Origin of the sequence: Nostoc mirabile CHAB5784 (genome assembly GCF_020829645.1) — a bacterium.
GTDB lineage: Bacteria > Cyanobacteriota > Cyanobacteriia > Cyanobacteriales > Nostocaceae > Nostoc > Nostoc mirabile.
In genome coordinates, this window is the sequence record NZ_JAIVFS010000025.1 from 1 (window position 1) to 22,195 (window position 22,195).

The 22,195-nt window shown below is 40.9% G+C and carries 22 protein-coding genes; 10 read left to right on the top strand and 12 right to left on the bottom strand.

Annotated features, from left to right (window positions below; all coding sequences use genetic code 11):
* The first annotated feature begins 137 nt into the window (after positions 1 to 137).
* The 4 genes from LC653_RS17580 to LC653_RS17595 all read left to right on the top strand — a co-directional run bounded on the left by LC653_RS17580 (position 138) and on the right by LC653_RS17595 (position 4,478).
* Positions 138 to 260 (top strand): J domain-containing protein, encoded by a 123-nt coding sequence (locus LC653_RS17580; RefSeq protein WP_229495701.1) that lies wholly within the window; start codon positions 138 to 140, stop codon positions 258 to 260.
* A 631-nt stretch (positions 261 to 891) separates the two neighbouring features.
* Positions 892 to 2,343, top strand: a complete 1,452-nt coding sequence (locus LC653_RS17585; protein ID WP_229495821.1) for a glycoside hydrolase 100 family protein — start codon at positions 892 to 894, stop codon at positions 2,341 to 2,343.
* 254 nt (positions 2,344 to 2,597) lie between these two features.
* Positions 2,598 to 3,998 (top strand): 16S rRNA (cytosine(967)-C(5))-methyltransferase, encoded by a 1,401-nt coding sequence (locus tag LC653_RS17590; RefSeq protein WP_229495702.1) that lies wholly within the window; start codon positions 2,598 to 2,600, stop codon positions 3,996 to 3,998.
* 57 nt (positions 3,999 to 4,055) lie between these two features.
* Positions 4,056 to 4,478: a tellurite resistance TerB family protein gene (locus LC653_RS17595; RefSeq protein WP_229495703.1), complete on the top strand. Its 423-nt coding sequence runs from the start codon at positions 4,056 to 4,058 to the stop codon at positions 4,476 to 4,478.
* A gap of 61 nt (positions 4,479 to 4,539) precedes the next feature.
* Here LC653_RS17595 and psb35 read toward each other — a convergent pair whose 3' ends face one another.
* Both psb35 and LC653_RS17605 read right to left on the bottom strand, forming a co-directional pair.
* Positions 4,540 to 4,767, bottom strand: coding sequence for a photosystem II assembly protein Psb35 (gene psb35 / locus LC653_RS17600; protein ID WP_229495704.1), 228 nt, complete (start codon positions 4,765 to 4,767; stop codon positions 4,540 to 4,542).
* A gap of 218 nt (positions 4,768 to 4,985) precedes the next feature.
* A complete protein-coding gene (locus LC653_RS17605) occupies positions 4,986 to 7,244 on the bottom strand; it encodes a transglycosylase domain-containing protein (RefSeq protein WP_308189098.1) in 2,259 nt (752 codons plus the stop codon).
* A 387-nt stretch (positions 7,245 to 7,631) separates the two neighbouring features.
* On the opposite strand from LC653_RS17605, the gene folK reads away from it, so the two are divergent.
* The 3 genes from folK to LC653_RS17620 all read left to right on the top strand — a co-directional run bounded on the left by folK (position 7,632) and on the right by LC653_RS17620 (position 8,909).
* Positions 7,632 to 8,147 carry a 2-amino-4-hydroxy-6-hydroxymethyldihydropteridine diphosphokinase gene (gene folK / locus LC653_RS17610; protein ID WP_229495823.1) on the top strand — a complete coding sequence of 172 codons (516 nt, stop codon included), beginning with the start codon at positions 7,632 to 7,634 and terminating at the stop codon, positions 8,145 to 8,147.
* Positions 8,148 to 8,215: 68 nt separating this feature from the next.
* Positions 8,216 to 8,764, top strand: a complete 549-nt coding sequence (locus tag LC653_RS17615; protein ID WP_229495705.1) for an NUDIX hydrolase — start codon at positions 8,216 to 8,218, stop codon at positions 8,762 to 8,764.
* A gap of 7 nt (positions 8,765 to 8,771) precedes the next feature.
* A complete protein-coding gene (locus tag LC653_RS17620; protein ID WP_229495706.1) occupies positions 8,772 to 8,909 on the top strand; it encodes a hypothetical protein in 138 nt (45 codons plus the stop codon).
* Positions 8,910 to 8,929: 20 nt separating this feature from the next.
* Here the strand turns inward: LC653_RS17620 and LC653_RS17625 are convergent, their stop codons facing one another.
* Both LC653_RS17625 and LC653_RS46275 read right to left on the bottom strand, forming a co-directional pair.
* Positions 8,930 to 9,538 carry a PEP-CTERM sorting domain-containing protein gene (locus tag LC653_RS17625; RefSeq protein WP_229495707.1) on the bottom strand — a complete coding sequence of 203 codons (609 nt, stop codon included), beginning with the start codon at positions 9,536 to 9,538 and terminating at the stop codon, positions 8,930 to 8,932.
* A 285-nt stretch (positions 9,539 to 9,823) separates the two neighbouring features.
* Positions 9,824 to 9,952 (bottom strand): hypothetical protein, encoded by a 129-nt coding sequence (locus LC653_RS46275; protein ID WP_267923100.1) that lies wholly within the window; start codon positions 9,950 to 9,952, stop codon positions 9,824 to 9,826.
* 500 nt (positions 9,953 to 10,452) lie between these two features.
* Between LC653_RS46275 and LC653_RS17630 the strand changes: the two genes are divergently transcribed.
* Positions 10,453 to 11,262 carry a prohibitin family protein gene (locus LC653_RS17630; protein WP_229495708.1) on the top strand — a complete coding sequence of 270 codons (810 nt, stop codon included), beginning with the start codon at positions 10,453 to 10,455 and terminating at the stop codon, positions 11,260 to 11,262.
* Between the two features lie 495 nt (positions 11,263 to 11,757).
* On the opposite strand, the gene LC653_RS17635 is transcribed toward LC653_RS17630, so the two are convergent.
* Positions 11,758 to 12,219: a DUF7980 family protein gene (locus LC653_RS17635; RefSeq protein WP_229495710.1), complete on the bottom strand. Its 462-nt coding sequence runs from the start codon at positions 12,217 to 12,219 to the stop codon at positions 11,758 to 11,760.
* A 451-nt stretch (positions 12,220 to 12,670) separates the two neighbouring features.
* On the opposite strand from LC653_RS17635, the gene LC653_RS17640 reads away from it, so the two are divergent.
* Complete coding sequence (locus tag LC653_RS17640) at positions 12,671 to 12,943, top strand: hypothetical protein (protein WP_229495711.1); 273 nt, start codon at positions 12,671 to 12,673, stop codon at positions 12,941 to 12,943.
* A 69-nt stretch (positions 12,944 to 13,012) separates the two neighbouring features.
* Here the strand turns inward: LC653_RS17640 and LC653_RS17645 are convergent, their stop codons facing one another.
* On the bottom strand, positions 13,013 to 13,567 hold the full coding sequence (locus LC653_RS17645; protein ID WP_229495712.1) for a DUF1634 domain-containing protein: 555 nt from the start codon (positions 13,565 to 13,567) through the stop codon (positions 13,013 to 13,015).
* 1 nt (position 13,568) lies between these two features.
* Complete coding sequence (locus tag LC653_RS17650; RefSeq protein ID WP_229495713.1) at positions 13,569 to 14,405, bottom strand: sulfite exporter TauE/SafE family protein; 837 nt, start codon at positions 14,403 to 14,405, stop codon at positions 13,569 to 13,571.
* 147 nt (positions 14,406 to 14,552) lie between these two features.
* On the opposite strand from LC653_RS17650, the gene LC653_RS17655 reads away from it, so the two are divergent.
* Positions 14,553 to 14,819, top strand: a complete 267-nt coding sequence (locus LC653_RS17655; protein WP_267923103.1) for an ISAs1 family transposase — start codon at positions 14,553 to 14,555, stop codon at positions 14,817 to 14,819.
* 924 nt (positions 14,820 to 15,743) lie between these two features.
* On the opposite strand, the gene LC653_RS17660 is transcribed toward LC653_RS17655, so the two are convergent.
* The 5 genes from LC653_RS17660 to LC653_RS17680 all read right to left on the bottom strand — a co-directional run bounded on the left by LC653_RS17660 (position 15,744) and on the right by LC653_RS17680 (position 22,192).
* Complete coding sequence (locus LC653_RS17660; protein ID WP_229495715.1) at positions 15,744 to 16,913, bottom strand: choice-of-anchor tandem repeat GloVer-containing protein; 1,170 nt, start codon at positions 16,911 to 16,913, stop codon at positions 15,744 to 15,746.
* Between the two features lie 743 nt (positions 16,914 to 17,656).
* Positions 17,657 to 18,424: a phosphatase PAP2 family protein gene (locus LC653_RS17665; RefSeq protein ID WP_229495716.1), complete on the bottom strand. Its 768-nt coding sequence runs from the start codon at positions 18,422 to 18,424 to the stop codon at positions 17,657 to 17,659.
* A 150-nt stretch (positions 18,425 to 18,574) separates the two neighbouring features.
* Positions 18,575 to 19,816, bottom strand: coding sequence for a hypothetical protein (locus tag LC653_RS17670; RefSeq protein ID WP_229495718.1), 1,242 nt, complete (start codon positions 19,814 to 19,816; stop codon positions 18,575 to 18,577).
* 382 nt (positions 19,817 to 20,198) lie between these two features.
* Complete coding sequence (locus tag LC653_RS17675; protein ID WP_229495719.1) at positions 20,199 to 20,933, bottom strand: glutathione peroxidase; 735 nt, start codon at positions 20,931 to 20,933, stop codon at positions 20,199 to 20,201.
* Positions 20,934 to 21,250: 317 nt separating this feature from the next.
* Positions 21,251 to 22,192, bottom strand: coding sequence for an alpha/beta fold hydrolase (locus LC653_RS17680; RefSeq protein ID WP_229495721.1), 942 nt, complete (start codon positions 22,190 to 22,192; stop codon positions 21,251 to 21,253).
* Between the last annotated feature and the right edge of the window lie 3 nt (positions 22,193 to 22,195).

Sequence of the window (22,195 nt, forward strand, 5' to 3'; positions counted from 1 at the left end):
ACTTTTGCACTTGATGCTCTTCCCCGCTTTAGGAGATGAGTCCTCTACTCATGTTGGAGTAATCCTGGATGAGCAAGTCATGTCTTTGATTAAAGAATCCCCGTCTCTTTAGAGCGGGGAGTGTCAATCTCGACTCTGTGTTATCTGGGGAATGGTGGGAAGTCTTGGGCGTAAATCAGGGCGATCGCCCCAATGTTGTTAAACTTGCCTACCGTCGATTAGCAAGATTGTATCATCCTGATGTAAATAGTTCTGCGTAGGCGTAGCCCGTCGTAGACATCGCAAAAGCCTCTATGCAAGCAATTAATCAAGCTTATAAAGAATTCCAGGAGCAGTTAAACGCTCACAAATGTCACTATGGTAAAATATATAACTCTTAAGAAGTATTGACATCTTGGCTTTTTCAAGCATTTATATTGCATATTTTGAAAAAACGTTATAAATTATTAGAATATAGGGGAATAATCTGACTTCTTAGTGTCAAAAACTAATCCTGCTCAAGTAAATATACTGTAACCAGTTTTAACTTCATGCAAATCCTAAACAGCACTGAAGATATGTTTTTATTTGGTAAAGCAAAGATTCTGGACATGAAACGGAACAATAAATAATTTAAAAATATATCTAGTGTAACTGTTTTTAAAATCATGTTACTGCTTGCGGTGATGAGCAACAACTAGAATTCACCAAAATAGTAATCCATTATAAGCAAATTAACTAGTAATAAAGCTGCATCTATGTCAGCAGATTTATTCGTTTTTAGTTAATTAATTTTTATTCAAATTATATTTGCTATTCAAAGAATCGTTTTTGTTATGCTGAGAATGGCAAAAATAATAAATGAAGACGCATCTACCACAAATTCACAATCCAAATGGAGCTATTCTGGCGATGCACGTAAACGAATTGGAAACTACTGAAAATTTAAAAGAAGTCGAAGAAGCTTGGCGAACACTAGAAAAATCAATTCTCTATTATCAGGGACGCCCCGTTGGGACGGTAGCCGCTTATGATGCATCTGTAGAGGCGCTCAATTATGACCAGTGCTTTGTTCGGGATTTTGTCTCTTCAGGTCTAATTTTTCTGATCAAAGGTAGAACAGATATTGTTCGTAATTTCTTAGAAGAAACCTTAAAGTTACAACCTAAAGAAAGGGCATTAGATGCCTATAAACCTGGACGAGGATTAATTCCAGCTAGCTTTAAAGTTGTATCAGAAAATGGACAAGAATATTTAGAGGCTGATTTTGGTGAACATGCGATCGCTAGAGTTACACCCGTAGATTCTTGCTTATGGTGGATTATTTTATTGCGTGCTTATGTAGTCGCCACAGAAGATTTTTCTCTAGCCTATCAACCTGAATTCCAAAATGGTATCAGGTTAATCATGGAAATCTGCTTGGCGAATCGTTTTGATATGTACCCAACGCTGTTGGTTCCAGATGGTGCTTGTATGATTGACCGTCGTATGGGCATTTATGGGCATCCTATAGAACTACAAGTTCTCTTTTACACAGCATTGCGTGCATCTCGGGAACTGCTAGTTTGCCAAGGGAATTCCGATATTGTTGCAGCCATTGATAACCGATTGCCTCTTTTATGCGCTCATATTCGCCAGCATTATTGGATAGATATTAATCGCCTGAATGCAATTTATCGTTTCAAAAGTGAAGAATATGGCAAGGGTGCTATTAATCTGTTCAACATATATGTAGATTCTGTTCCCTATTATGAATTAGATAAGTGGCTACCAAAAAAAGGTGGTTATCTAGCAGGTAATGTCGGGCCGTCACAGCTAGATACTCGCTTCTTTTCACTCGGAAACTTAATGGCAATCATTTCAGACTTAGCTACCGAAGAACAGTCACAAGCGATTATGACTCTCATTGAGGATCGATGGGATGATTTGGTGGGAGATATGCCAATGAAAATTTGTTTCCCAGCTTTAGAACATGAAGAATACAGAATTGTAACTGGATGTGACCCCAAAAATATCCCCTGGTCGTATCATAATGCTGGTAGTTGGCCAGTTTTAATGTGGATGTTAGCGGCGGCGGCGGTGAAAACTAATAGAACAAGTCTTGCACAAAAGGCTATTGAAACTGCCCAAGGACGCCTCAGTACAGATGAATGGCCAGAATATTACGACGGTAAGAAAGGGCGACTAATTGGCAAACAAGCTCGGAAATATCAAACTTGGACAATTACTGGGTTCTTATTAGCAAAAGAACTGATGGCAAACCCCACTTATTTACCATTAATCAGCTTTGGTAAATTACCAGCAGAACAGGTTTCTAGAGCATGTGAATTTGAAATCGCTAGTGTAGACCCATATATGCAATAATTCGTAATTTATAATTCGTAATTCGTAATTAAAAGACAGTTCCAGACAGGAATTTAGACTCGGATTGAAACAAAACCACCTATAAACAAGGGGAAATTAAATCCGACAATTACAAATTACGTTAGCGAAGCGGTAGCGATAGCGCAGCGTTAGCGAGTCATCGAGCGTCGGAACGAGCGTCATTACGAATTAGGAATTAGTAAAGAGTTGGGAGTTAAAATACAAAAGCCTTCTGACTCCTGAATCAAGTTTCCATGACAAACCCCCGTCAACTAGCTTTTATCGCCCTGCGAGATGTTCACAAGGGGGCTTATGCTGATGTTGCCCTAGACAGAGTACTGCAAAAAGTTAATTTGGCTGATAACGATCGCCGCCTACTGACAGAATTGGTTTATGGGAGTGTCAGAAGGCAGCGCACTCTTGATACTCTCATCGATCAACTCGCCAAAAAGAAATCTCATCAACAACCACAAGACCTCCGCACCATCTTACATCTAGGTTTCTACCAACTGCGCTATCAAGAGCGTATTCCTGCCTCAGCTGCTGTTAATACCACTGTCCAACTAGCTAAAGAAAACGGTTTTTCTGGGCTAACGGGTTTTGTTAACGGTCTATTACGCCAGTATCTTAGAAGAGCAGGGGGAGCAGGGGGAGCAGGGGGAGAAAACACTCCCTCATCCCCCTCATCTCTCCACACCGATCCGTTACAACTTCCAGAAAACCGAGTGGAACGCTTGGGTATTTTACACAGCTTTCCAGACTGGATTATTCAAGTTTGGTTAGAACAACTGGGTTTGGCTGAGACAGAACAACTGTGTGAATGGATGAACCAATCACCAACAATCGACTTGCGTATCAACCCACTTCGCACTTCCATCGAAGAAGTTGAGGCGGCTTTGCAATCTGTTGGTATTTTGGTGAGACGGATTCCTCATTTACCCCAAGCTTTACGATTGATTGGTAATAGTGGGTCAATTCAAAAAATACCTGGTTTCAAAGAAGGTTGGTGGACTGTACAAGATAGTAGCGCCCAATTGGTAAGTCATTTGCTCGACCCCCAACCCGGTGAGGTGGTAATTGATGCCTGTGCTGCACCAGGGGGTAAAACAACCCACATCGCTGAGTTAATGGCGGATAAGGGTAAAATTTGGGCTTGCGATCGCACTTCTTCTCGTCTTCGCAAACTCCAAGAAAATTCTCAACGGCTAAATTTACAATCTATTCAAATTTACACTGGTGATAGTCGCCACTTCAACCAATTTCAAAACACCGCAGACCGCGTATTGCTTGATGCTCCATGTTCTGGGCTAGGAACCATGCACCGTCATGCTGATGCTCGTTGGCGACAGACACCAGAATCTGTCCGGGAACTTTCGGTGCTGCAAAAAGAATTAATAACACATACGTCAACTTTTGTCAAACCTGGTGGTGTACTAGTTTATGCCACCTGTACATTGCATCCAGCAGAAAACGAAGAAGTAATTTCGGCATTTTTAGCTGAGTCACCTGATTGGCAAATTGAGTCTCCAAGCGGCTTTGAGTTGCCTACTTCTGCATATAGCACACCTCAAGGTTGGTTTAAAGTCTGGCCCCATCGACAGGACATGGATGGCTTTTTTATGGTGCGCTTAAGAAAAACCAATAATTCCGAGTGAATACTGTTTGGGATTGTACGATTTGGTGGAGGCCTGAATCTACCAGAGGAGGCAGCAATGGTTACCCCTGACAATGTCAAAAACTTAGTTAAAATCCTGATTGGAGCCGCCTGGATCGATGGCAGAATCCAACCAGAAGAACGGCAATATCTCCGCGAAATAGCTCAAGCAAAAGGTTTGGCTAACGATCCAGAAATTAAGCCTTGGCTGTACGAATTCGTTCCTGTACAGCCAAAAGAATGCTATGACTGGGTGCGTGAGTATTTAGGCGATCGCCCCAGCCTTGAAGATTGTGAAAATCTAATTGAAGCCATCAGTGGCTTAATTTATAGTGATGGCGAAGTTGCCGTCGAAGAAGCCAGACTCCTGACGGAATTGCAGGATATAGCGAAGCCGAATGATTCAACTCAACCGGCTCACACTGCACTTCTCAAACAAATTCAAAAGCTTTACCGCCGTTGGGTTGACGTGCAAAACTAATCATAGTCAAAAGTCCATAGTCTAATAACTAATGACTACTGACTAATGACTAATGACTAAATTATGACTTCGGATCACCCAGACCCGGAGTTTCTTCTTTATCAACCTTAGGCACAAAATCAGGACGCTCTTTGCTTTCCCAACCTGCGGGGCGTTTCGAGTTGTACCAAGCTATTGAACCAATGGTTACAGCAGCAATAAAACCAACGACATAGACCAAGGTGAAAGCAAAAGGAAACTGACCGCCACCTGTTGCAACTGAATCTGCTGCCTGCATCAATATATGCATGAGTATATTCTCCAATGTTAAGTAACACTACTTGACACACTATAGAATGAGCGTATCACTTAACATCCCTCTGGAGTTTAGTTTGAGTAACTTCATATTGCATAGAAAAGGGCAGAGGGTAGGGGGAGCAGAGGAAACAAGGGGACAAGAGGTGAGAACTTGCAACAAGTCTTTCTCCTTGTCCCCAAGTCCTCTTCTCCATGCCCAATGCCCACTCTTCAATTAGAAGGTCTAAGTTTATCCCGCCAGGATGGCTGTGACGATGAAGAACCTGAAGAACCAGAACTATTGGCGGGAGAGGAAGATCGCCGACTTCTTCGAGGCGGGGGAGAAGAAGAATCAGATTCTACTCTTCTAGATCGCCGCCGTGGACGAGATGATTCTGAGGAAGAGTTATTGGAACTTGATTCTTGGGTGCGATCGCGTCTTCTCCGTCTTGGGGTATAATTACTTGATTGCTGTTCTTCTTGAGAATAGCTCCTCCTCCTTCTACGTCTCCTAGATGAACCACTCTCTTCAGAATTTCTAGCACTTTCCCTTTGTGAGTCATCATCAGAGGAAATAGAACGATTTAGCACTTGTTTGGGCTTGATTGACTGGGCTTTGATAGTGCCTTTACGACCTTCTAACTTAGGACGTTTGGGAAACTTTTCTACGGGCATCCCCTCTGCGGCTTTTTCCATAAATTCGTGCCAGGTGTAAGCCGCACTACCACTGCTGCCGTCTGTGGGGCGGTTGTCATCGTTACCTAGCCAAACCCCTGTCACCATCTGGGGAATGTAGCCAATAAACCATAAATCACGGGCTTCGTCGGAGGTGCCGGTCTTGCCAGCAACTGGTCTATTACCTAATTGAGCAGCAGCACCAGTTCCCGCTTCTACGACGTTGCGTAACATCCAAGTCATGATGGCGGCACTGTCAGCGTCAAGGGCCCGTTTTGACTTGAAATTAGCTGACCAGATCACCTTGCCTTGGCGGTTGAGGATGCGAGTAATACCATGAGGTTCTGTGTGCAATCCAAGAGTAGCAAAACTGCCATAGGCGCTAGTCAATTCCAACAAATTGACTTCGTTTGAGCCAAGAGCCAAGGAGTACGTGGGCTTGAGTTCAGATTTTATCCCCATATCATGGGCAAGTTTAATCGTTGGCGTAAATCCCACATCAATCAACACCTTCACCGCAATAATATTAATAGAGCGCGTGAGGGCATCTCGGATGTTCATCGAACCCCGAAACCTTTCACTATAGTTTTTTGGTTCGTAGCCGTCTACAACAAAGGGCGCATCCTCATAGGCATCGTAGGGGCTTTTACCGCTAGCGATCGCAGTGGCATATACAAACCCTTTAAATGTCGATCCTGGCTGCCGTTGTGCCTGAGTAACCCGATTAAACTGGTTTTTACCAAAATCTTTTCCCCCAACCATTGCCTTAATTTCGCCGTTACGGGGGTCAATGGCCACCATTGATCCTTGCTTAAAGTTTTCCCAGCTTCCTTGATTTCGCAGCGTTTTGGCAACCGCCTCTTCTGCGACTTTCTGCCAAGTCGGGTTCAGCGTGGTTTCTACTACTAATCCCTCACTTTTTAGCACGTTAGCAGAAACATACTTCGGCAATTCTTTTTGGATGTAGCTGGTAAAGTAGGGTGATTCTACTTCCAGTCGCTTGGGTAAACTGGTTTTGAGAGTCAGTGGTTCTTGGACTGCTGCCTGTCTTTGTTCTAACGTAATTATTTTATCTTCTTGCATCCGTAGCAATACCAAGTCCCGCCGCCGTTTTGCAGCTTCTGGATTCTTGTCTGGGGCGTATAAGCTAGGAGCAGGGGCTAATCCAGCAATCGTTGCCATTTGGGCTAAAGAAAGCTCGTCTGGCGTTTTACTAAAGTATACCCAGGATGCATCTGCCACACCATAAGCTCCACCTCCCAAATAAACCAGATTTAGGTAACGCTCTAAAATCTGATCTTTGGTTAATTCATTCTCCATTTTTTGTGCTAGGCGGATTTCCTTGAGTTTGCGCCAGATTGTCTGTTCTTGTTTCAAAAACAGAATCCGCGCTAGCTGTTGGGTGATGGTGCTAGCACCTTCGACTACACCTTGCGATCGCAAATTATTCAAACCCGCTCTGGCAATCCCTTGTGGATCAACTCCGTTGTGTTGCTTAAATCTTCTATCTTCTGAGGCGATGAAAGCTTTTTTTAAATTATCTGGTATTTGTTCCAGCTTTAGCTGTTCTCTGGCCGTTTCACCTTGTTGTTGTAATATAGTTCCATCGGCGGCTTTGATGGTCAGTGTTTGCTCTCTAACCACGGCATTCAACTCGGACTGATCTGGCAAAGTCCGATCTATTAAACTGATGCCGTAGATCAAGGCAACGATACCACCACCTAAACCCAAGCCTGCCCAAAACCAGATGCGACGATAGAGTGGTTTACCGCGAGTTGCCTGATTGGCCTTCATCCTAGATCGTAAAATTTTCATTTGCTCAGTAACTGCCTCGCCTGCGCCAGATGTGCTGGTGGTAAGCTATCATTTGTTCCTCCTTGTCAGAGTCACTCAAATTAGTTGGTCTTTGCTTGAACCAGGAGGTAAGCTTCCCCACGTCAGTTCCTCGCTCAAAGTAGTAATTGTATAACCACCATTAATCAGCTTTGGGGTTATAGCACTACATCTGTGTTAGTATAATATCCTATAAAGAATTAACTAAATTCACCATAAAATAATGTTTTTGAGATTTGGTTAATTTAGTTTTGTAAAAACGCTGCAATTTTGATATCTGAAATTATTGGCATTTTCTGGAATAAATGTATAGATGTACTGAAGTATTGGCAAAGACAGCCCGAAAACAGCTTAGTTAAGGAGAGTGCGATGCTTAAGGCGAGGTACGCCAAAGCAAAGCCAAGAAGAAGCGCCGTTGCCCTTGGTAGTAATATCGGCGATTCCCAAACAATTTTAGAAGCAGCTATAGAAACTTTAGCTCAAACTCCAGGTATTCTCTTAGAAGCCAGATCCAATTGGTACCAAACCAAAGCTGTGGGGCCACCACAGCCAGATTACCTAAATGGCTGCGTCACATTGCAGGTAGAAATCCTACCCCAGCAGTTATTAGAAATTTTGTTAGGAATTGAACAGCAATTTGGGCGTGTGCGTCAGGAACGCTGGGGGCCACGAATCCTGGATTTAGATTTGTTATTATTTGATGACATTATTCTGGATACACCAAATCTCCAGATTCCGCATCCACGAATGCGGGATCGGGCCTTTGTGTTAGTTCCACTGGCAGAAATTGCCCCAGATTGGATAGAACCAGTATCTGGGTATGTTATTAAAGAACTGCTGAAAGAGGTAGACTGTTCTGATGTACATTTATTGATGGGCAATTAAAAATACCATCCTTAAACGCAGAAGAACGCTGATTTCACTTCTGTATTCACAGATAATCAGATTTTATTATGCCATTAGGTAGAGAATTACCACAACTACTAAGACAACGCCTGTTTTATAAAGGACGCAAATTTGATTTTGAAGTTAATCGCTTGCGTTTGCCTAATAAATCAGAAGGAGAATGGGAATGTATTCGTCACCCTGGTGGCGCTCTAGCTGTGCCGGTGACGCCAGAGGGTAAACTTGTACTCGTGCGCCAGTATCGTTTTGCAATTCAGGGACGCATATTAGAATTTCCGGCGGGAACTGTGGAAGCAAATGAAGAACCTTTAGAGACGATACAGCGTGAAATCGAAGAAGAAACTGGCTATAGTGCCAAAAAATGGGACAAATTAGGCGAGTTTTTCTTAGCTCCCGGCTATTCTGATGAAATTATCTATGCTTTTCTGGCGCGAGATTTGGAAAAGCTGGAAACACCACCACCACAAGATGGGGACGAGGATATCGAAACTGTGTTTTTGACTCCCGAAGAATTAGAGAAAGCGATTCTGGAGGGTGAGCCGGTAGATGCTAAATCAGTTTCTAGCTTTTTTCTGGCGCGTCCGTTTTTAGTTTAATACGAATATGCTGCTAGAGTTAGCGATTGCAGATGCCTACGGTGCAGGCTTTGAATATGCTGATGAGATGATCGCTAACAACAATTTGAGTCGATACGTCGAACATCCGCGTTTTCGACTTATCCCTGGTAGCTACCAGGGATGACATAATACTTGCCTCTCAATTTATACTTTAGCTATAGCTTTTTGTTTGCGTTTTAGCACTAAACCTACACCCAAAGCGCCAAACACCATACTTAAGGATGAAGCCGATTCGGGTACAGTCCGCGGACGCAATACTAATCCAGCATTTGGCGCTGGATTATCCACGAACACACCGAGAAACGATGAGGAGTCCGCAAAATTAAAATTGACTTGTGTTCCAATCAGTTGTTGGATAGTAATACCAGCATCTGGGTCATCAACTGTGTCTGGGTCTACAGAGAAGCTAAAACTTTCACCGGGGTTAAATCCATCAGAGGTTGGGGTAAAGTTGAAGGCTAGTAATTGTGTATTTTGACCAGAGATTGAAACTGATGCACCAGGTGGAGGAATTTCGTTGACGACATCTTCCCAAACAAGGGGAAAAGTACTAGCTGTACTACCGTTTAGGGTGATGCTAACTACATCGGACGTAGAAAGCACCTCGTCAAAGAGAGTGAAGTCGATATAAAATGAGTCATCAGGGCCGCTTGTAATACCGCCACCAATTCCTACTGCTATTGCAGGAGCCGAAAGGGCAAAAGAAAGCCCCAGCCCTACTCCCATACATAAGGTTGTCTTTCCTATTTTCATAGTTATCTAAATTTTGTGTAAATACCCAAAGCTAATATTACGCCGTGTGCAACTTTCTCTCAAACCTAACCCCCAACCCCTTTACTACTAGGTTGGGGAGCAAGAATCAAAACTTCTCTCCTAGTGGGCAAGAGAAATGGAAGCTGGGCTCTAAGAATAAGTTGCAGATCGCGTAATATCTAAACTTTTTACAACTTATACTTTACACTTATAGAGTTTTCACGGAGTAACTTTACGAAGTTTTATCTCAAACTTTGCAGTAACTTTATAAATTGAAAACAATAGCTAAATGTAGTACATGGGTTGGATACGTTGCGCCTCTAGTGCTTTATCGTAAAGATCCTGTAGCGTATAGCCTTGAAAAACTGTGATTGCTGCTCCCGTTGCTTCCTGACAAATTTCCTCAATGATCATATTCTTTATCGTTGGGGAAGCATCTGGGTACATTTTTTGATAATTAACAGTGTGATTTGCCCTGCTGCTTTACTCAATGAAGGGCAATCTCATACCAGTTTGAAAAAAGAATCCGACAAATATACGGGTAGGGGCGCAAGGCCTTGCGCCCCTACAGATGATTAATCTGTCGCAAAGATTTTTTGAATTGGTATTAACTTTTCAAATACTACGATTTTTCGATATTATTACAGTAATTTAGGTAAACATAAAGCTACCCTAAGCTTCGCTAGCTCCAAGTTGGGGTAGTAAAGTACACATTGACGGCTGAACTATATGCCTGTATATTCAATAAATTAACTGCTTAGTCAGGGACTTGCTTATTGGTAATACTGATTTGTTACCTTAGCTAGAGTGATATGAAAATTAACTTAGAACCAAAGTTATAAGAGCATGACGAGAAGAAGGTTACAACTCCTAAATATGTGTCTCTATGCAAGACGCATACATGTTTCACACAGATGAAAAAAAATACAACTTTTAACAGTGCCGGTAAACTGACTGCTCTTTTGTTCTTGATAACTCTCTTTCTCACGCCTTGTGTAATTGTAAATGCAGGCGAACGTGGTGTATTGATGAAATTTGGCGAAGTACAAAACCAGATATTAGGAGAAGGACTTCACTTAATTATTCCTGTAGTTAATACTGTAAAAAAGTTGAGTATTCGAGTCCAAAAGCAGGAAATTTCGGCTGAGGCTTCTTCTAAAGATTTACAAAATGTATTCACTGATGTTGCTCTAAATTGGCATATTATTCCCCAGCAAGCAAATGCCATTTTTCAAGAAATTGGAGATGAACAAGATGTAGTTATTCGGATTATTAACCCGGCAGTTGAAGAAGTGCTAAAAGCAGTAATGGCAAAATATACTGCTGAAGAAATTATTACTAAACGAGGGGAAGTCAAAGGTGGAGTAGATGATGCATTGTCCACACGACTGGGTAGCTATCACGTTGCAGTTGATGATATTTCTCTAGTTCATGTCCATTTTTCAGAAAGATTTGGTGAGGCGGTGGAGGCGAAGCAGATTGCTGAACAGGAAGCAAAACAAGCAGAGTTTATTGCCTTGAAAGCAACAAAAGAGGCTGAGGCAAAAGTTAATTTAGCAAAAGGAGAGGCTGAGGCGCACAGATTATTACGTGATGGTTTAACTCCAGAAATTCTGCAAAGGCAAGCAATAGAAAAATGGAATGGTAAACTGCCATTAATTGTCAGTAAGGAGGCTCCAAAATTGTTTAATTTAAGTGAAATTTTAAAATTTGATAAAAATTGAGATTCTTTTTAAGAAAATATCTGCTTATAGCTTTTCCTAATCAAATGAGGTACATCAGAGCAAGCTCTCGAAAAACGGGGAAGAGGTTGGGGTAGGGTTCTGTACCAATACGCTTGGGTTAAGGATTTTTTTCTCTTCTCTCTGTTTCGCGCCAGTTGCTTCTCCCAAGGGGAGACGCTGCGCGAACAAGTCGGGGAACCCGCCCAACGCACTGGCTTCTCTGCGCCTCTGCGGTAGCCTGCGGCAAGCCCTCCGGCTTGGTGCAGTCGCTCATGGGGGAAACCCCCATCGCCCTTGGCGTCTCCCCTTGGGAGAAGACCGCGCTGCTTCACCGCTTTGCGTCTACGTTAAAAATTTGACTTTGATAAAGAGTTTTAGCCTTAACCCAAGCGTATTGGGTTCTGTACCTACTCAACTGAGAACCGCTATATACATAGGGACGCACATCTGTGCATCCCTACAATTGATTCATTTGTAGAAATGTAATCAACTAAATTAACCGTTGGCGAATAAAATAGGAGAATCGAGAATCTTCAACTGGATCAATAGTATAATCAACAGGGTATAAGCTGTTGAAGAAATTAGACCAGTGATTAATTCTTTTTTGAGGTTATGCTCTTGAGGTTCTTTTTGAAAAATGTCTTTAGAACCGAATTGCATCAAGAGAATTCCCACAATATTAGAGAGCCAGTATCCTATAATTGAACAAGGTAGAAGTAATTTTGGGGAAAGTAAACTACATGCATACCCAAAACCATAAGCTATTGGCAAATTAAATAGTAAGTCATTCCACCAACATAGTGGTGACAATAAATATCCCAGTACTAGAAAGAATCCACCTCTGAGTTTTTTGAAAATGTCTTTTTTGAACTCTTTTGGAGTAAACTGTTCTAAGCCCTCCAGAGTTGTGTCTCCTGCTACATTCAACTCTTGACTGACGTTTTGGACGCTTTCCATAAAAACCCACTATTCGTATCGAATTAGTGTAGTTTAATATATAAACTAAACCAAAGTCTAGTACAGAAGTGATAACATTTTGGCTTTTTGATGCTGAAAGTTTTGCCACTGCATAGTTTCAGCCAAATAGAGGTTTAACTTAGATGCTACTCAGGGCTGATTTATATCAGAGATGCATGAGTGCTATCACATCTTGCAAAATCTGAGTTTTTTCTTTGGTATCTAAGCTAAATCGCTATTTGTCGCTCAATAGGTTTAAAAATCAAAATATATCTTTTTAAATCATAGCATAGGATGAAATCCAATACCGATCCTGCAATAGCCAAAGCCTCCTTAGACTTGAGTGAGTCGATGTTGAGTAGCAAAATTTTTATGTTTTTCTATATAGACTGGGCATAAATTTGAATTAATAATAGCTACAATAAAATTACTGAGGTATCTTAATAACAAAATGACAGATTTAACTCCAAATAGCACATTTTTAATAGCAGGAATTGTTTTTGTAACGATTGCTGTAATTGGGCAATCTAAATTAGGTTTTATTGAAATTAATCCCGGTTGTTTTGGCAGATTTTTGGCTTTATTTATTGGGATTTCGAGCCTATTATATGCTTTGGGATTACTCAATTTTTCAACAGTCAGCTTTGACTTATTAAGAAGTTCTGTTTTAGAACAAATTAAACAGAGTATAAGTTCAATAAATGACCTTTTGCAAGGCTCGTAATAGGTCTAAAAATTAATTTTAGGTTAAGGGGAAAAGGTTGATTTTACCCCTTATCTTTTAATATTATTACTAATAATACGCTCCTACAAGACTGTAAATCAGGCTAGCCAATACTAATAAGGTAACAATCATATAAATAAATTCTCGCTGTAGCAGGAAAGCTAATAGGGAGATAAAAACGCGGACAATTGGAGTAGCAATTAGTAGTAAAAGTCCGAGTTGAATAATGCCGCGATCACTACCTGATAAAACTGCTTTTACTACACCTCCTGGTGAGCGAAATTCCGATGGTTCTCCGCGAAAAAAGTGATATTCAGCAGGTTCAGCACCGTGATGAATCAAGTAGAGTATCCCCCCCAGCAAAACGACAGCACTAGCTATCAAAACGCCATATTTCATGAGGTTACTGAGCAAATATTCCAATTGCTGCTCACTTAATGTTTTTGTCACATTCTTGTTAGCATCAATCTCACAGCTATTAGGCAATTGTGCTACTGTGTTACTGGACTGTTCTAATTTTTCGATATTAGAGTCTATATTTTCCTGCGGTAAGGTTAGTGTAACCACTTCAATATCAGGTTGTGCCAGGAATGTCCAGCGAAAGTTACTATTAAATTTATACATTTTACAGCCCCCCTATTAAACTGTTGTAGACCATTTTCAAAGCCATTACCACTAGCACAACACTGAAGATAATTCTCAAAATCTGCGTTTTAGCGCCTGTCAGAATTCGTGCGCCCAAGAAAGCACCAGGTAATACCCCCAACATCACCGGCATAGATAGTCCTGGATCGATATAGCCGCGTGCTAGGTAAACTCCAGCTGATGCTGCTGCTGTCACGCCGATCATAAAATTGCTAGTGGTGGTAGAAACTTTAAAGGGTAAACGCATGGCTTGATCCATCGCCAATACCTTGAATCCCCCGGAACCAATACCAAGCAACCCAGAAAGCACCCCAGCTATTAACATCACACTAAAACCCATTGGTACTGAATGAACTTGGTAAGACATTACTCCATCAGGAGTTGGATAAGTACCATTCAGTTTTAGATAATTTGCTATAGGATCTGCTACTTCATCTTCAATATGTTCTATTCTGGGTCGTTGTGAAAGGTATGCTGAATAAATGAGGACGATCGCTAGTACGATAGTTAAGGCTTTGACAGAAACAAAAGTGGCGATCATTGCTCCTGCGATCGCACCAATGGTTGTCGCTACTTCTAAAAACATTCCCAATCGCAAATTGGTATAGCCTTTTTTAATATAGGTAGATGCTGCACCCAAAGAAGTAGCGATTACAGATACCAGTGAAGCACCAACGGCATAGCGAATATCAACGCCAAATACCGAGGTTAATAAGGGAACAATTACTACTCCGCCCCCTAACCCAGTTAGCGCCCCTAATAAGCCAGCGCTAAATGAACCAATCCAAATTAGTAATGAAAATTCTAAAATAGTCAAATTTACTTCCTCTTTTTTTTACATGTATATCAAGATGCCAATATATTTTTTGTATTATTGAGAACTTACAGCGTATTTCAGGTAAATGAAGTACACGGGTAGGGGCACAACATGTTGTGCCCCTACGATATCTGTACCTCACGCCTGTTGCAATCTGCTGTAATTGTCAATTCTGTACGGAATCATTGGGAAATTGAAAATTCATTGCATTGGGTGCTGGATGTAGCTTTAAAAGAAGATAATTGTCGGATTAGCAAAGATAATGCCCCCCAGACTTTCCCAGTATTACGACAAATTGCAGTCAATCTTTTAAATAAAGAGAAGCGTCTTAAACGTGGAATAAAAAATAAACAGTTTCTCGCCGCGATAGATAACAACTATTTAACAATACTTTTAGCATTAGCAAAAAAATAGCACGTCAAAATAATTCGTAATTGATAATTCGTAATTCGTAATTGCAATCAGTGCTTGCTCTGTACCCGCCACTGATTGTAGACCCTAAATCAAAGTAGGACTTACGCAAAAACCCTCTCAAACTCTCATTTCTCCGTGACCTCTGCGTCCTCTGTGGTTCGTTTTTCATTAGCTGTGCGTAAGTCCTACAAAGATTTAGTGCTTGCTCTGTACCCTCTTTAATTACGAATTACGAATTACGAATTAGTAATTATTTGGTCAACACTGGAATTGAATATTTTATGTAAAAATTCCACTTATTTTTTAAGATAATTTTACTTTTAGATCCTCAATCCATGAGTTTTTGAGTCTTAATAAAGAGTTATCTTTTTGAAGATAAGATAATTAATGCTCTCTGATAAAATACGATTTATCTAAATAGAATTCAGGAGTCAGGAGTCAGGAGTCAGAATTCAGCATGAATTCTGTATGACTGGCAAATAGCGTAGCGTAAAGCCTTCTCTACCAGAGGCTCCGCCAACGGCATGGCAACGCTATGAGCGAGTCCGCGATAGCGCAGCGTTAGCGAGTATTCGAGCGTCGCGTCTGAATAAGTGGGTTTAAGACCCCCGCTAAATTTTCAATTTAGGGGTCTACAATTAGTGGCGAGTCTGAATCTCCCACTAATTGATTCTGATTCCTAAATTCTGACTTCTAGGTTCTTCTTCAATTTGTTTATAACTTTATCCAATTTTACAGTTATTTAGATAATTTAAAAATACTTTTTAGTTTTTATTAGTAAATAAGATGCGTTTGCCCTGGCTTATCTGCGAATGTCTTTTCCACTTTCAGATAGTTACGCTTAATAACTGACTATCTGAAAGTGGAAAATCTACATTTTTCAAATCTACGTTCTACTATTTTGCAGGTAGATTATATTTGAGGCTATGGTGTAAATTTAAACACAGTTCCTCGTCCCGAAGCGCCTTCAGCAGAGGTAGTACCGTAAAATGCACCATCAGCAAGTTGAATTAGGGTAGACTCTGGCGTTGCCCCATTCGTGCCACTAAAACTAAACAACAAAGTGAGGGTTCCTTCAGGTGTCAACCGATAGATGCCTCCTTTATTATTTGCACCACCTGTAGAAGTCGTACCGTAGAAGTTACCGTCCCTTCCTTTTGTGAGTGCAGCTGTGGGGTTGGCCCCATTGCTACCATTAAAACTGGCAACTAAAACTGGTGTACCGCCACCGAGCGGAAACCTAAATATAGCTCCTCGATTACTGGCTCCACCCAGAAAACTTGTGCCATAGAGAAATTTATCAGATTCAATTAATGCAGACCGGGGATTTCGCCCATTAGCGCCACTAAAGTTATATGAAGTTATTGCTCCTGCGGGAGTTAACTTGTATACCACACCATTATTAGTTGCTCCACCTGCTGAGGCGCTGCCATAGTAGTTTCCGTCACTACCTAATTGCAACCTTGCTAATGGAGTTGCTCCATTAGTACCGTTGAAGTTAACCAAGATAGTGGGGACACCACCAGTCAGAGGAATCCTGAATACAGTTCCTCTGCTGTTGACCCCACCAGCAGAAGTTATCCCCACCAAATTCTTGCCATCGCTATCTGAAATCAATCGACCTGCTGGGTTGGCTCCATTAGTGCCATTGAAATTTAAAAGAGTTGTCAAGTTTGTAAAAGTTGGTTTTTGCAACTTAAACAACGTACCGAGGTTATTTGTACCACCTGTAAAGGTTGCACCATATAGATTGTCATCACTTGCCTGGAATAATCTAGCAACTGGGTTAGTTCCATTGGTTCCAGTGAAGTTAACTAATGTAGTCAGAGTACTAAAATTAGAACCAGTTAATTTGAATGCTGTTCCTCTATTTTGCGAACCACCTTCGGAAGTGGTTCCATAAAGATTGCCATCCTTCCCTGCAAGCACACCTGCTCTTGGGGCCGCTCCATTAGTACCGTTGAAATTTACAACGGTCGTTAATGTTTGTGCAGAGGCTTGTTGCAAGGGCAATACTAATGGAGACGCCAACACAGCCAGAGAAGTTAAAATCAATACGCTATTTTTGCTTTGACGTTGTTTGCACAGTTTCATCTTGTTCAGTTAACTCCTACAAAAATTTGCTCAGACACCAACCCGAAATAAATCTCCAGCCTACTCTTTAAGAAATGCTCCACCGAACGTAGTTTCAGTGTGGGCGTAGTCGGTTATTCGTTATTAATCAGGCTGAAGATTTATTTTTATGGATCTCCCTCAGACTGGGTATAGCGATTATCGTATGGATGCAATCCACTATGGGGCGCAAGACTTTGCACTCCTCAACAGATATGTATTCCATACAATTGAAAACAGCTATAATAGTTTTATCTAACGGATTTTGTAGTAGCTGCTTTTCACAAATTATTTGTGATATCAGGTGCTATAAATTCGTTATTTAAACTAGCTTTTCGTGAGAACTCACCAGAAAGTTTGGTATAGTCTTGGCCAGGAAGATTTAGAAATCCTCTGGTTGCCTATACCGCAATGGCTATATTCACACTTAAGTTAATTGCTGAAAATGAGATCATTAATGATGTCGCTCAGTAACATAACATACTCATTATTTTTTAGATGTCGTGAGCAACACAAAAAAGTTAAATTTAACTTTTACCTCTGCTATAGCAATCCGATTTTATTTCTGAAAAAAACTAAGGGAGAATACCAGGGCAAACGCATATAATTTCTGAAATACCTGCTGTATAAGGATATTGATGAAAAAATTCCCTCAATTATCAAACACTCAAACCTTTGCTATTAAGGATTCTTATACTTTTGATGCGTTTGCCCTGGATATAATATCAGTCCTTAGTTATCAACTCTCTTTCTTCAGGAAGTAAGGTAGTTTCATCATCAGGGCGATCGCCATCTACCGATTTGGCTATAGTTCTATAGGGTTTGATAATTAGACTGACGCCAATTGTCCAACCTAATGCAACCATCCAACCTGCGAGAACGTCACTGGGAAAATGTACCCCCAGATAGAGACGACACCACGCAATAGCTATTACATATAAGCTGCCGAGGATGAGAACTAACCAGCGCCGGGAGGTATCCCAAGTTAAAAATAGCAAAATTGCTACTACAGTTATACTCGCCATAGCATGACCACTGGGAAATGCAAAACTAGACTCAGGCGCAATGGACTGCCACAATTGTGGACGCACTCGATGCATTAATTCCTTTGCTGTGCGGTTGATGATCACACTTCCCACTGAGACGGTGAGTAAATAAGCTAGCGATCGCCAGCGTTTTTGAAGTAATAATATGAGTGCGATCGCACCTAAAATCGGTATCGCCGTCCAAGGCTCTCCAATTCTCGCTAGCGTCACGGCTAAAACATCAAGCTGTGGGTTTGCTGTAGAATGAACTGCTAACAAAATAGGCACATCCCACGGGAAGCCAGCTTGATTCTCCCATATCTTCACTGTCAGAATTTCAAAAACCTGCAAAGGTAAGTAAACTCCTATCAAGAGAAGTAAGAGCGATCGCCAACGGGCAATCAACAGGTTTTTGAGAAAAGAAAGAGGCGACTGAATCTCTATATTGGCTTTTTTCACTTTTTCCATATTAAGTCCGTTGTCATCAATTAACGTAGAAGTTGTTTCTCAATGTCATCTATCAGGAGACAGCTTTAGTTACTTTGACTCATGAACACTAAATAAACTTAATCATGTTATTTTGAGCCAAGCATGTCGAAAGTTTCACGAATTCACAGATTACAAAATACTAGAATTTTGAGAAGCTCCACAATGTTTACAATAGGGCAAATGTTTATAAGTAAGATTATGGCAGTTTTGACATTCAATATCTTGATAATAACCACAGTGCGGACAGTAAGTATCAAGGTGTCGAATTTTCTTGGCGCAATTTACACAGCGTGATTTTTGAACTCTGCTAGCTGCCTGGACTTTAACATTAAAGACAAACTTTTGAAAAAACTGGATAATTCCAAAACCGATAATTGGAATTAGCAAGATATAAACATAATTTATCAGGAAAAGTAAACCACCAAAAAGGGCGCTAATAATATCAAAGAGAAATTTAAATATTGCCCCGATTTGAAGAAATTCAAATATTTTAACGATTAATGGGATAAAAAAGATGACTAGCAAATGCCAGCTAATTAGCGAGATGAGTCCATATCCTCTTCTTTGGGCAAATTTGTGAACTGATAAGGCAATGAGAATCAACGGTAGAAGAAAGAGGGACTGAAAAGCAAGCTGGATACTTGGATACCAAAATGATGCCTGCTCGTAGCCTTTGTCAACTTCCCCGAATTGATTGTCATCTTTAAGAAAGGCTAGAAAACTAATGCTTTCTGGTTTGGCAAGCAGTTCATTTTTAAGAGTAGAATTTTCTTGTTTAAGGGTAGAAATTTGGCGATTATTTTGTTCTAATGTTTGTTTAGCTTTCTCAGCACTGACTTGATTAATTGATTGTTCACGACCCTGACCTGCAATTTTTTCTAAGAGGGTTGAGTCATATTGGGCTTTAATAGTGCGATTTGCTTGTTCAAGCGAACTGATTTTCGCTTGTTTCTGATCAATAGTTTTGATGATTTGCTCCTTTTGGGGATTGTTAAGTTTATCTTTGTAGTCGGCATATTGTAAGCACGTTTTAGAAACCTTACCCAGATGTCCTGCTTCGGCTTGTTGATAGTTTCGCTGAAAACTGAGTTGATTATTCAGATTATCTGGCAATGAAAGTTTAACAATTTCATAGTCTTTCTCTTGAGTGGTTTTTGTCCGGTAATTTTGCCACTCTGAATAACATGGATAAGCCTCAGTTGGGCTGATATGCCATCTACTAATATCATCGAGTCCGGTAAAAACATTAATCAAAATAAAAATATCAATTAAAATAATGACAATCAAACTTACTTTATTCACTGGTTCGTTGTTGATTGTCCTTGATTTACTAAAAAATTGGCTCAAAATTCGGCGGATTCTAGCAAACATATTGTCTTTTAAATAAAGGGGAATTCAATCCGAATCAATTTTATCGGATAAGTAGTGAATAGCTAGACAAAACTACATCTATTCATCTGAAGATTTGTTAATTGCTGAATAGAAACAAAATCCCCAACTTCTTTGAGAAGTCAGGGATTTGTCAATACTGCGTAGGTTTTGAGTCGATCCCCCCAACCCCCCTTAAAAAGGGGGGCTTATTTTCCCCCTTTTTAAGGGGGACTAAGGGGGATCTTCAATGACTATGCACCAAAACCCGAGCAGTATTGAGGGATTTGTAGCTTTCAATTTTCACAAATCAGGCTATGGTCAAAAATACCGTGACTTTCACCTGAAGTTGATACAGGTGACGCCTGTGTGCGCCAACTGAAACCTATTTAGCAGCGAAGTAGGCTTCTAATGCCTCAGAACCACCAATTAATTTACCATCGATAAACACTTGGGGAACTGTTGTCGCACCTGTAACCGCTCGTAACGAGCGGGTGGTGATATCCTTACCCAAGGTAATTTCTTCGTAGTTAATGCCATGTTCCTTGAGCATCGTCTTGGCACGGGCACAGAAGGGACAACCCACTTTGGCAAACAGAGAAACTACTTCGGGCTTCACTGCTTGGGGGTTGATATATCTGAGCATTGTCTCAGCATCGGATACCTTAAAAGGATCTCCTGGCTCGTCTGGCTCAATAAACATTTGGTTAATTACACCATCTCTTACCAGCATAGAATAGCGCCACGATCGCTTCCCAAACCCTAAGTCTGATTTATCTACCAGCATCCCCATGCCTTCAGTAAATTCACCATTACCATCGGGAATGAGTGTGATATTTTCTGCTTCTTGATCCTTTGCCCATTCGTTCATTACAAAGGCATCATTCACAGAAATACAGATAATGTCATCAACTCCATTTTCTTTGAAAACCCTGGCCAATTCGTTATAACCAGGGAGATGAGTTGATGAACAAGTCGGTGTATAAGCACCTGGTAAGGAGAAGACAACCACTGTCTTATTAGCAAACAATTGATCGGTTGTCACATCCACCCACTGGTTGCCCACACGAGTATGAAAAGTGACGCTGGGAACTCTTTCTCCTCGGCGATTGGGGAACATAATTTTGCTTGCCTTTAGTAATCAATTCCAGTCATAACCTATCATGGGAAGACTGGTGTAGTGTAACTATCAATCAGCTAAAAAACTTCATTAATAAAACAGAATTCAGAAGTCAGAAGTCAGAATACTCTACCCATGTTCGCGCAGCGTCCCGCTCTTAAGGGATGGAGTAATAACCGGAAGAATATTTGAATTTCGTTGCGCCTATAAGGGGCAAGATTTTAAACCAATATTCATTACCCAGCGATGCACTGAGTTTCAACTGCGCTCAACTACCCCTATTCGTTGTGTCGGACTCCACCAATTCATGCTGAATTCTAACTCTTGGGTTCTGAATTCTCGTTGATAAATGGCGCGATCGCTGCGACAAATTCAGCAGTTGATTCATAGGGTAAAACATTGCGCCCATTTATTTTTATACCTCGACCTTGAGGCAAATAGGCGAGATAATGAGTCAAGCGTTCGTCTGGCGTTTCTTTTTTACCTTTTTGACTAATACTCGATGCACTCTCCCCCATAACCACTAATGTTGCTTGCTCAATAGAGGCGATAGAATTAGTATAATCCTGTCGCCAAAACCCTGCTAGAAAAGAAAACACTCCATGACGACTAGCGGGATTTTCTGCACCTGCAAGCAATGTATTCAACCACTCTGCATCCACAGCATTATCAGAAGCAAAAAGTTGACGAGTCGAGAAAGAATGTAAAAACTTTCGGGTGCGTGCATAGCGATAAAAAGCACTCCCAAAAGGCGAATCTAACAGATTCCAAGTAAATTTTTGCCGCCATTCTGGTGATTTATTTGTCATCAAAGCCCACGTTGGAGGCCCAGAGAGTACAAGTCTGGCAATTAAGTTTGATTGCTTTTGAACTAATGCGAGCGCAACTGGTAATAAAGCACCTTGTACTACTACAATCACAGGTTTTTGCACTACTGTTTGTAAAAAGTACTGCAACTGTTCTGCCCAATCACTAGGAGTGTAAGCCATATAAGGCATATCACTTTCGCCACATCCTAGTAAATCAGGGTTGTAAATTGAATTCCTCTGACCTGTATTATACCATTCCCGACAAAATCGCTGCCAAAATTGCCGCGATAATCCAACGCCAATAGGATGAATTAACAGTAAGGGAATGCCTTCAGGTGTTGTGTTAGTTGGTTGATGAACTTCATAGGCGCAACGATAATTCTGCCAACTGTAAAACTGGCTAGGAGATGCTGTCAAATTGGTTGTGTTAGTTACAGCAGATGGTTGCATAAT

Excerpts from the sequence above, each read along its gene's own strand:
- LC653_RS17680 (WP_229495721.1), bottom strand. The coding sequence starts at position 22,192 with ATGCAACCATCTGCTGTAACTAACACAACCAATTTGACAGCATCTCCT.
- LC653_RS46275 (WP_267923100.1), bottom strand. The coding sequence starts at position 9,952 with ATGATCATTGAGGAAATTTGTCAGGAAGCAACGGGAGCAGCAATCACA.
- psb35 (WP_229495704.1), bottom strand. The coding sequence starts at position 4,767 with ATGCATATATTGATGCAGGCAGCAGATTCAGTTGCAACAGGTGGCGGT.
- LC653_RS17635 (WP_229495710.1), bottom strand. The coding sequence starts at position 12,219 with ATGGAAAGCGTCCAAAACGTCAGTCAAGAGTTGAATGTAGCAGGAGAC.
- LC653_RS17645 (WP_229495712.1), bottom strand. The coding sequence starts at position 13,567 with ATGTATAAATTTAATAGTAACTTTCGCTGGACATTCCTGGCACAACCT.
- LC653_RS17595 (WP_229495703.1), top strand. The coding sequence starts at position 4,056 with ATGGTTACCCCTGACAATGTCAAAAACTTAGTTAAAATCCTGATTGGA.
- LC653_RS17675 (WP_229495719.1), bottom strand. The coding sequence starts at position 20,933 with ATGTTCCCCAATCGCCGAGGAGAAAGAGTTCCCAGCGTCACTTTTCAT.
- LC653_RS17625 (WP_229495707.1), bottom strand. The coding sequence starts at position 9,538 with ATGAAAATAGGAAAGACAACCTTATGTATGGGAGTAGGGCTGGGGCTT.
- LC653_RS17605 (WP_308189098.1), bottom strand. The coding sequence starts at position 7,244 with ATGAAAATTTTACGATCTAGGATGAAGGCCAATCAGGCAACTCGCGGT.
- LC653_RS17670 (WP_229495718.1), bottom strand. The coding sequence starts at position 19,816 with ATGTTTGCTAGAATCCGCCGAATTTTGAGCCAATTTTTTAGTAAATCA.
- LC653_RS17630 (WP_229495708.1), top strand. The coding sequence starts at position 10,453 with ATGAAAAAAAATACAACTTTTAACAGTGCCGGTAAACTGACTGCTCTT.
- LC653_RS17640 (WP_229495711.1), top strand. The coding sequence starts at position 12,671 with ATGACAGATTTAACTCCAAATAGCACATTTTTAATAGCAGGAATTGTT.
- LC653_RS17615 (WP_229495705.1), top strand. The coding sequence starts at position 8,216 with ATGCCATTAGGTAGAGAATTACCACAACTACTAAGACAACGCCTGTTT.
- LC653_RS17585 (WP_229495821.1), top strand. The coding sequence starts at position 892 with ATGCACGTAAACGAATTGGAAACTACTGAAAATTTAAAAGAAGTCGAA.
- LC653_RS17620 (WP_229495706.1), top strand. The coding sequence starts at position 8,772 with ATGCTGCTAGAGTTAGCGATTGCAGATGCCTACGGTGCAGGCTTTGAA.
- folK (WP_229495823.1), top strand. The coding sequence starts at position 7,632 with ATGCTTAAGGCGAGGTACGCCAAAGCAAAGCCAAGAAGAAGCGCCGTT.
- LC653_RS17660 (WP_229495715.1), bottom strand. The coding sequence starts at position 16,913 with ATGAAACTGTGCAAACAACGTCAAAGCAAAAATAGCGTATTGATTTTA.
- LC653_RS17590 (WP_229495702.1), top strand. The coding sequence starts at position 2,598 with ATGACAAACCCCCGTCAACTAGCTTTTATCGCCCTGCGAGATGTTCAC.
- LC653_RS17665 (WP_229495716.1), bottom strand. The coding sequence starts at position 18,424 with ATGGAAAAAGTGAAAAAAGCCAATATAGAGATTCAGTCGCCTCTTTCT.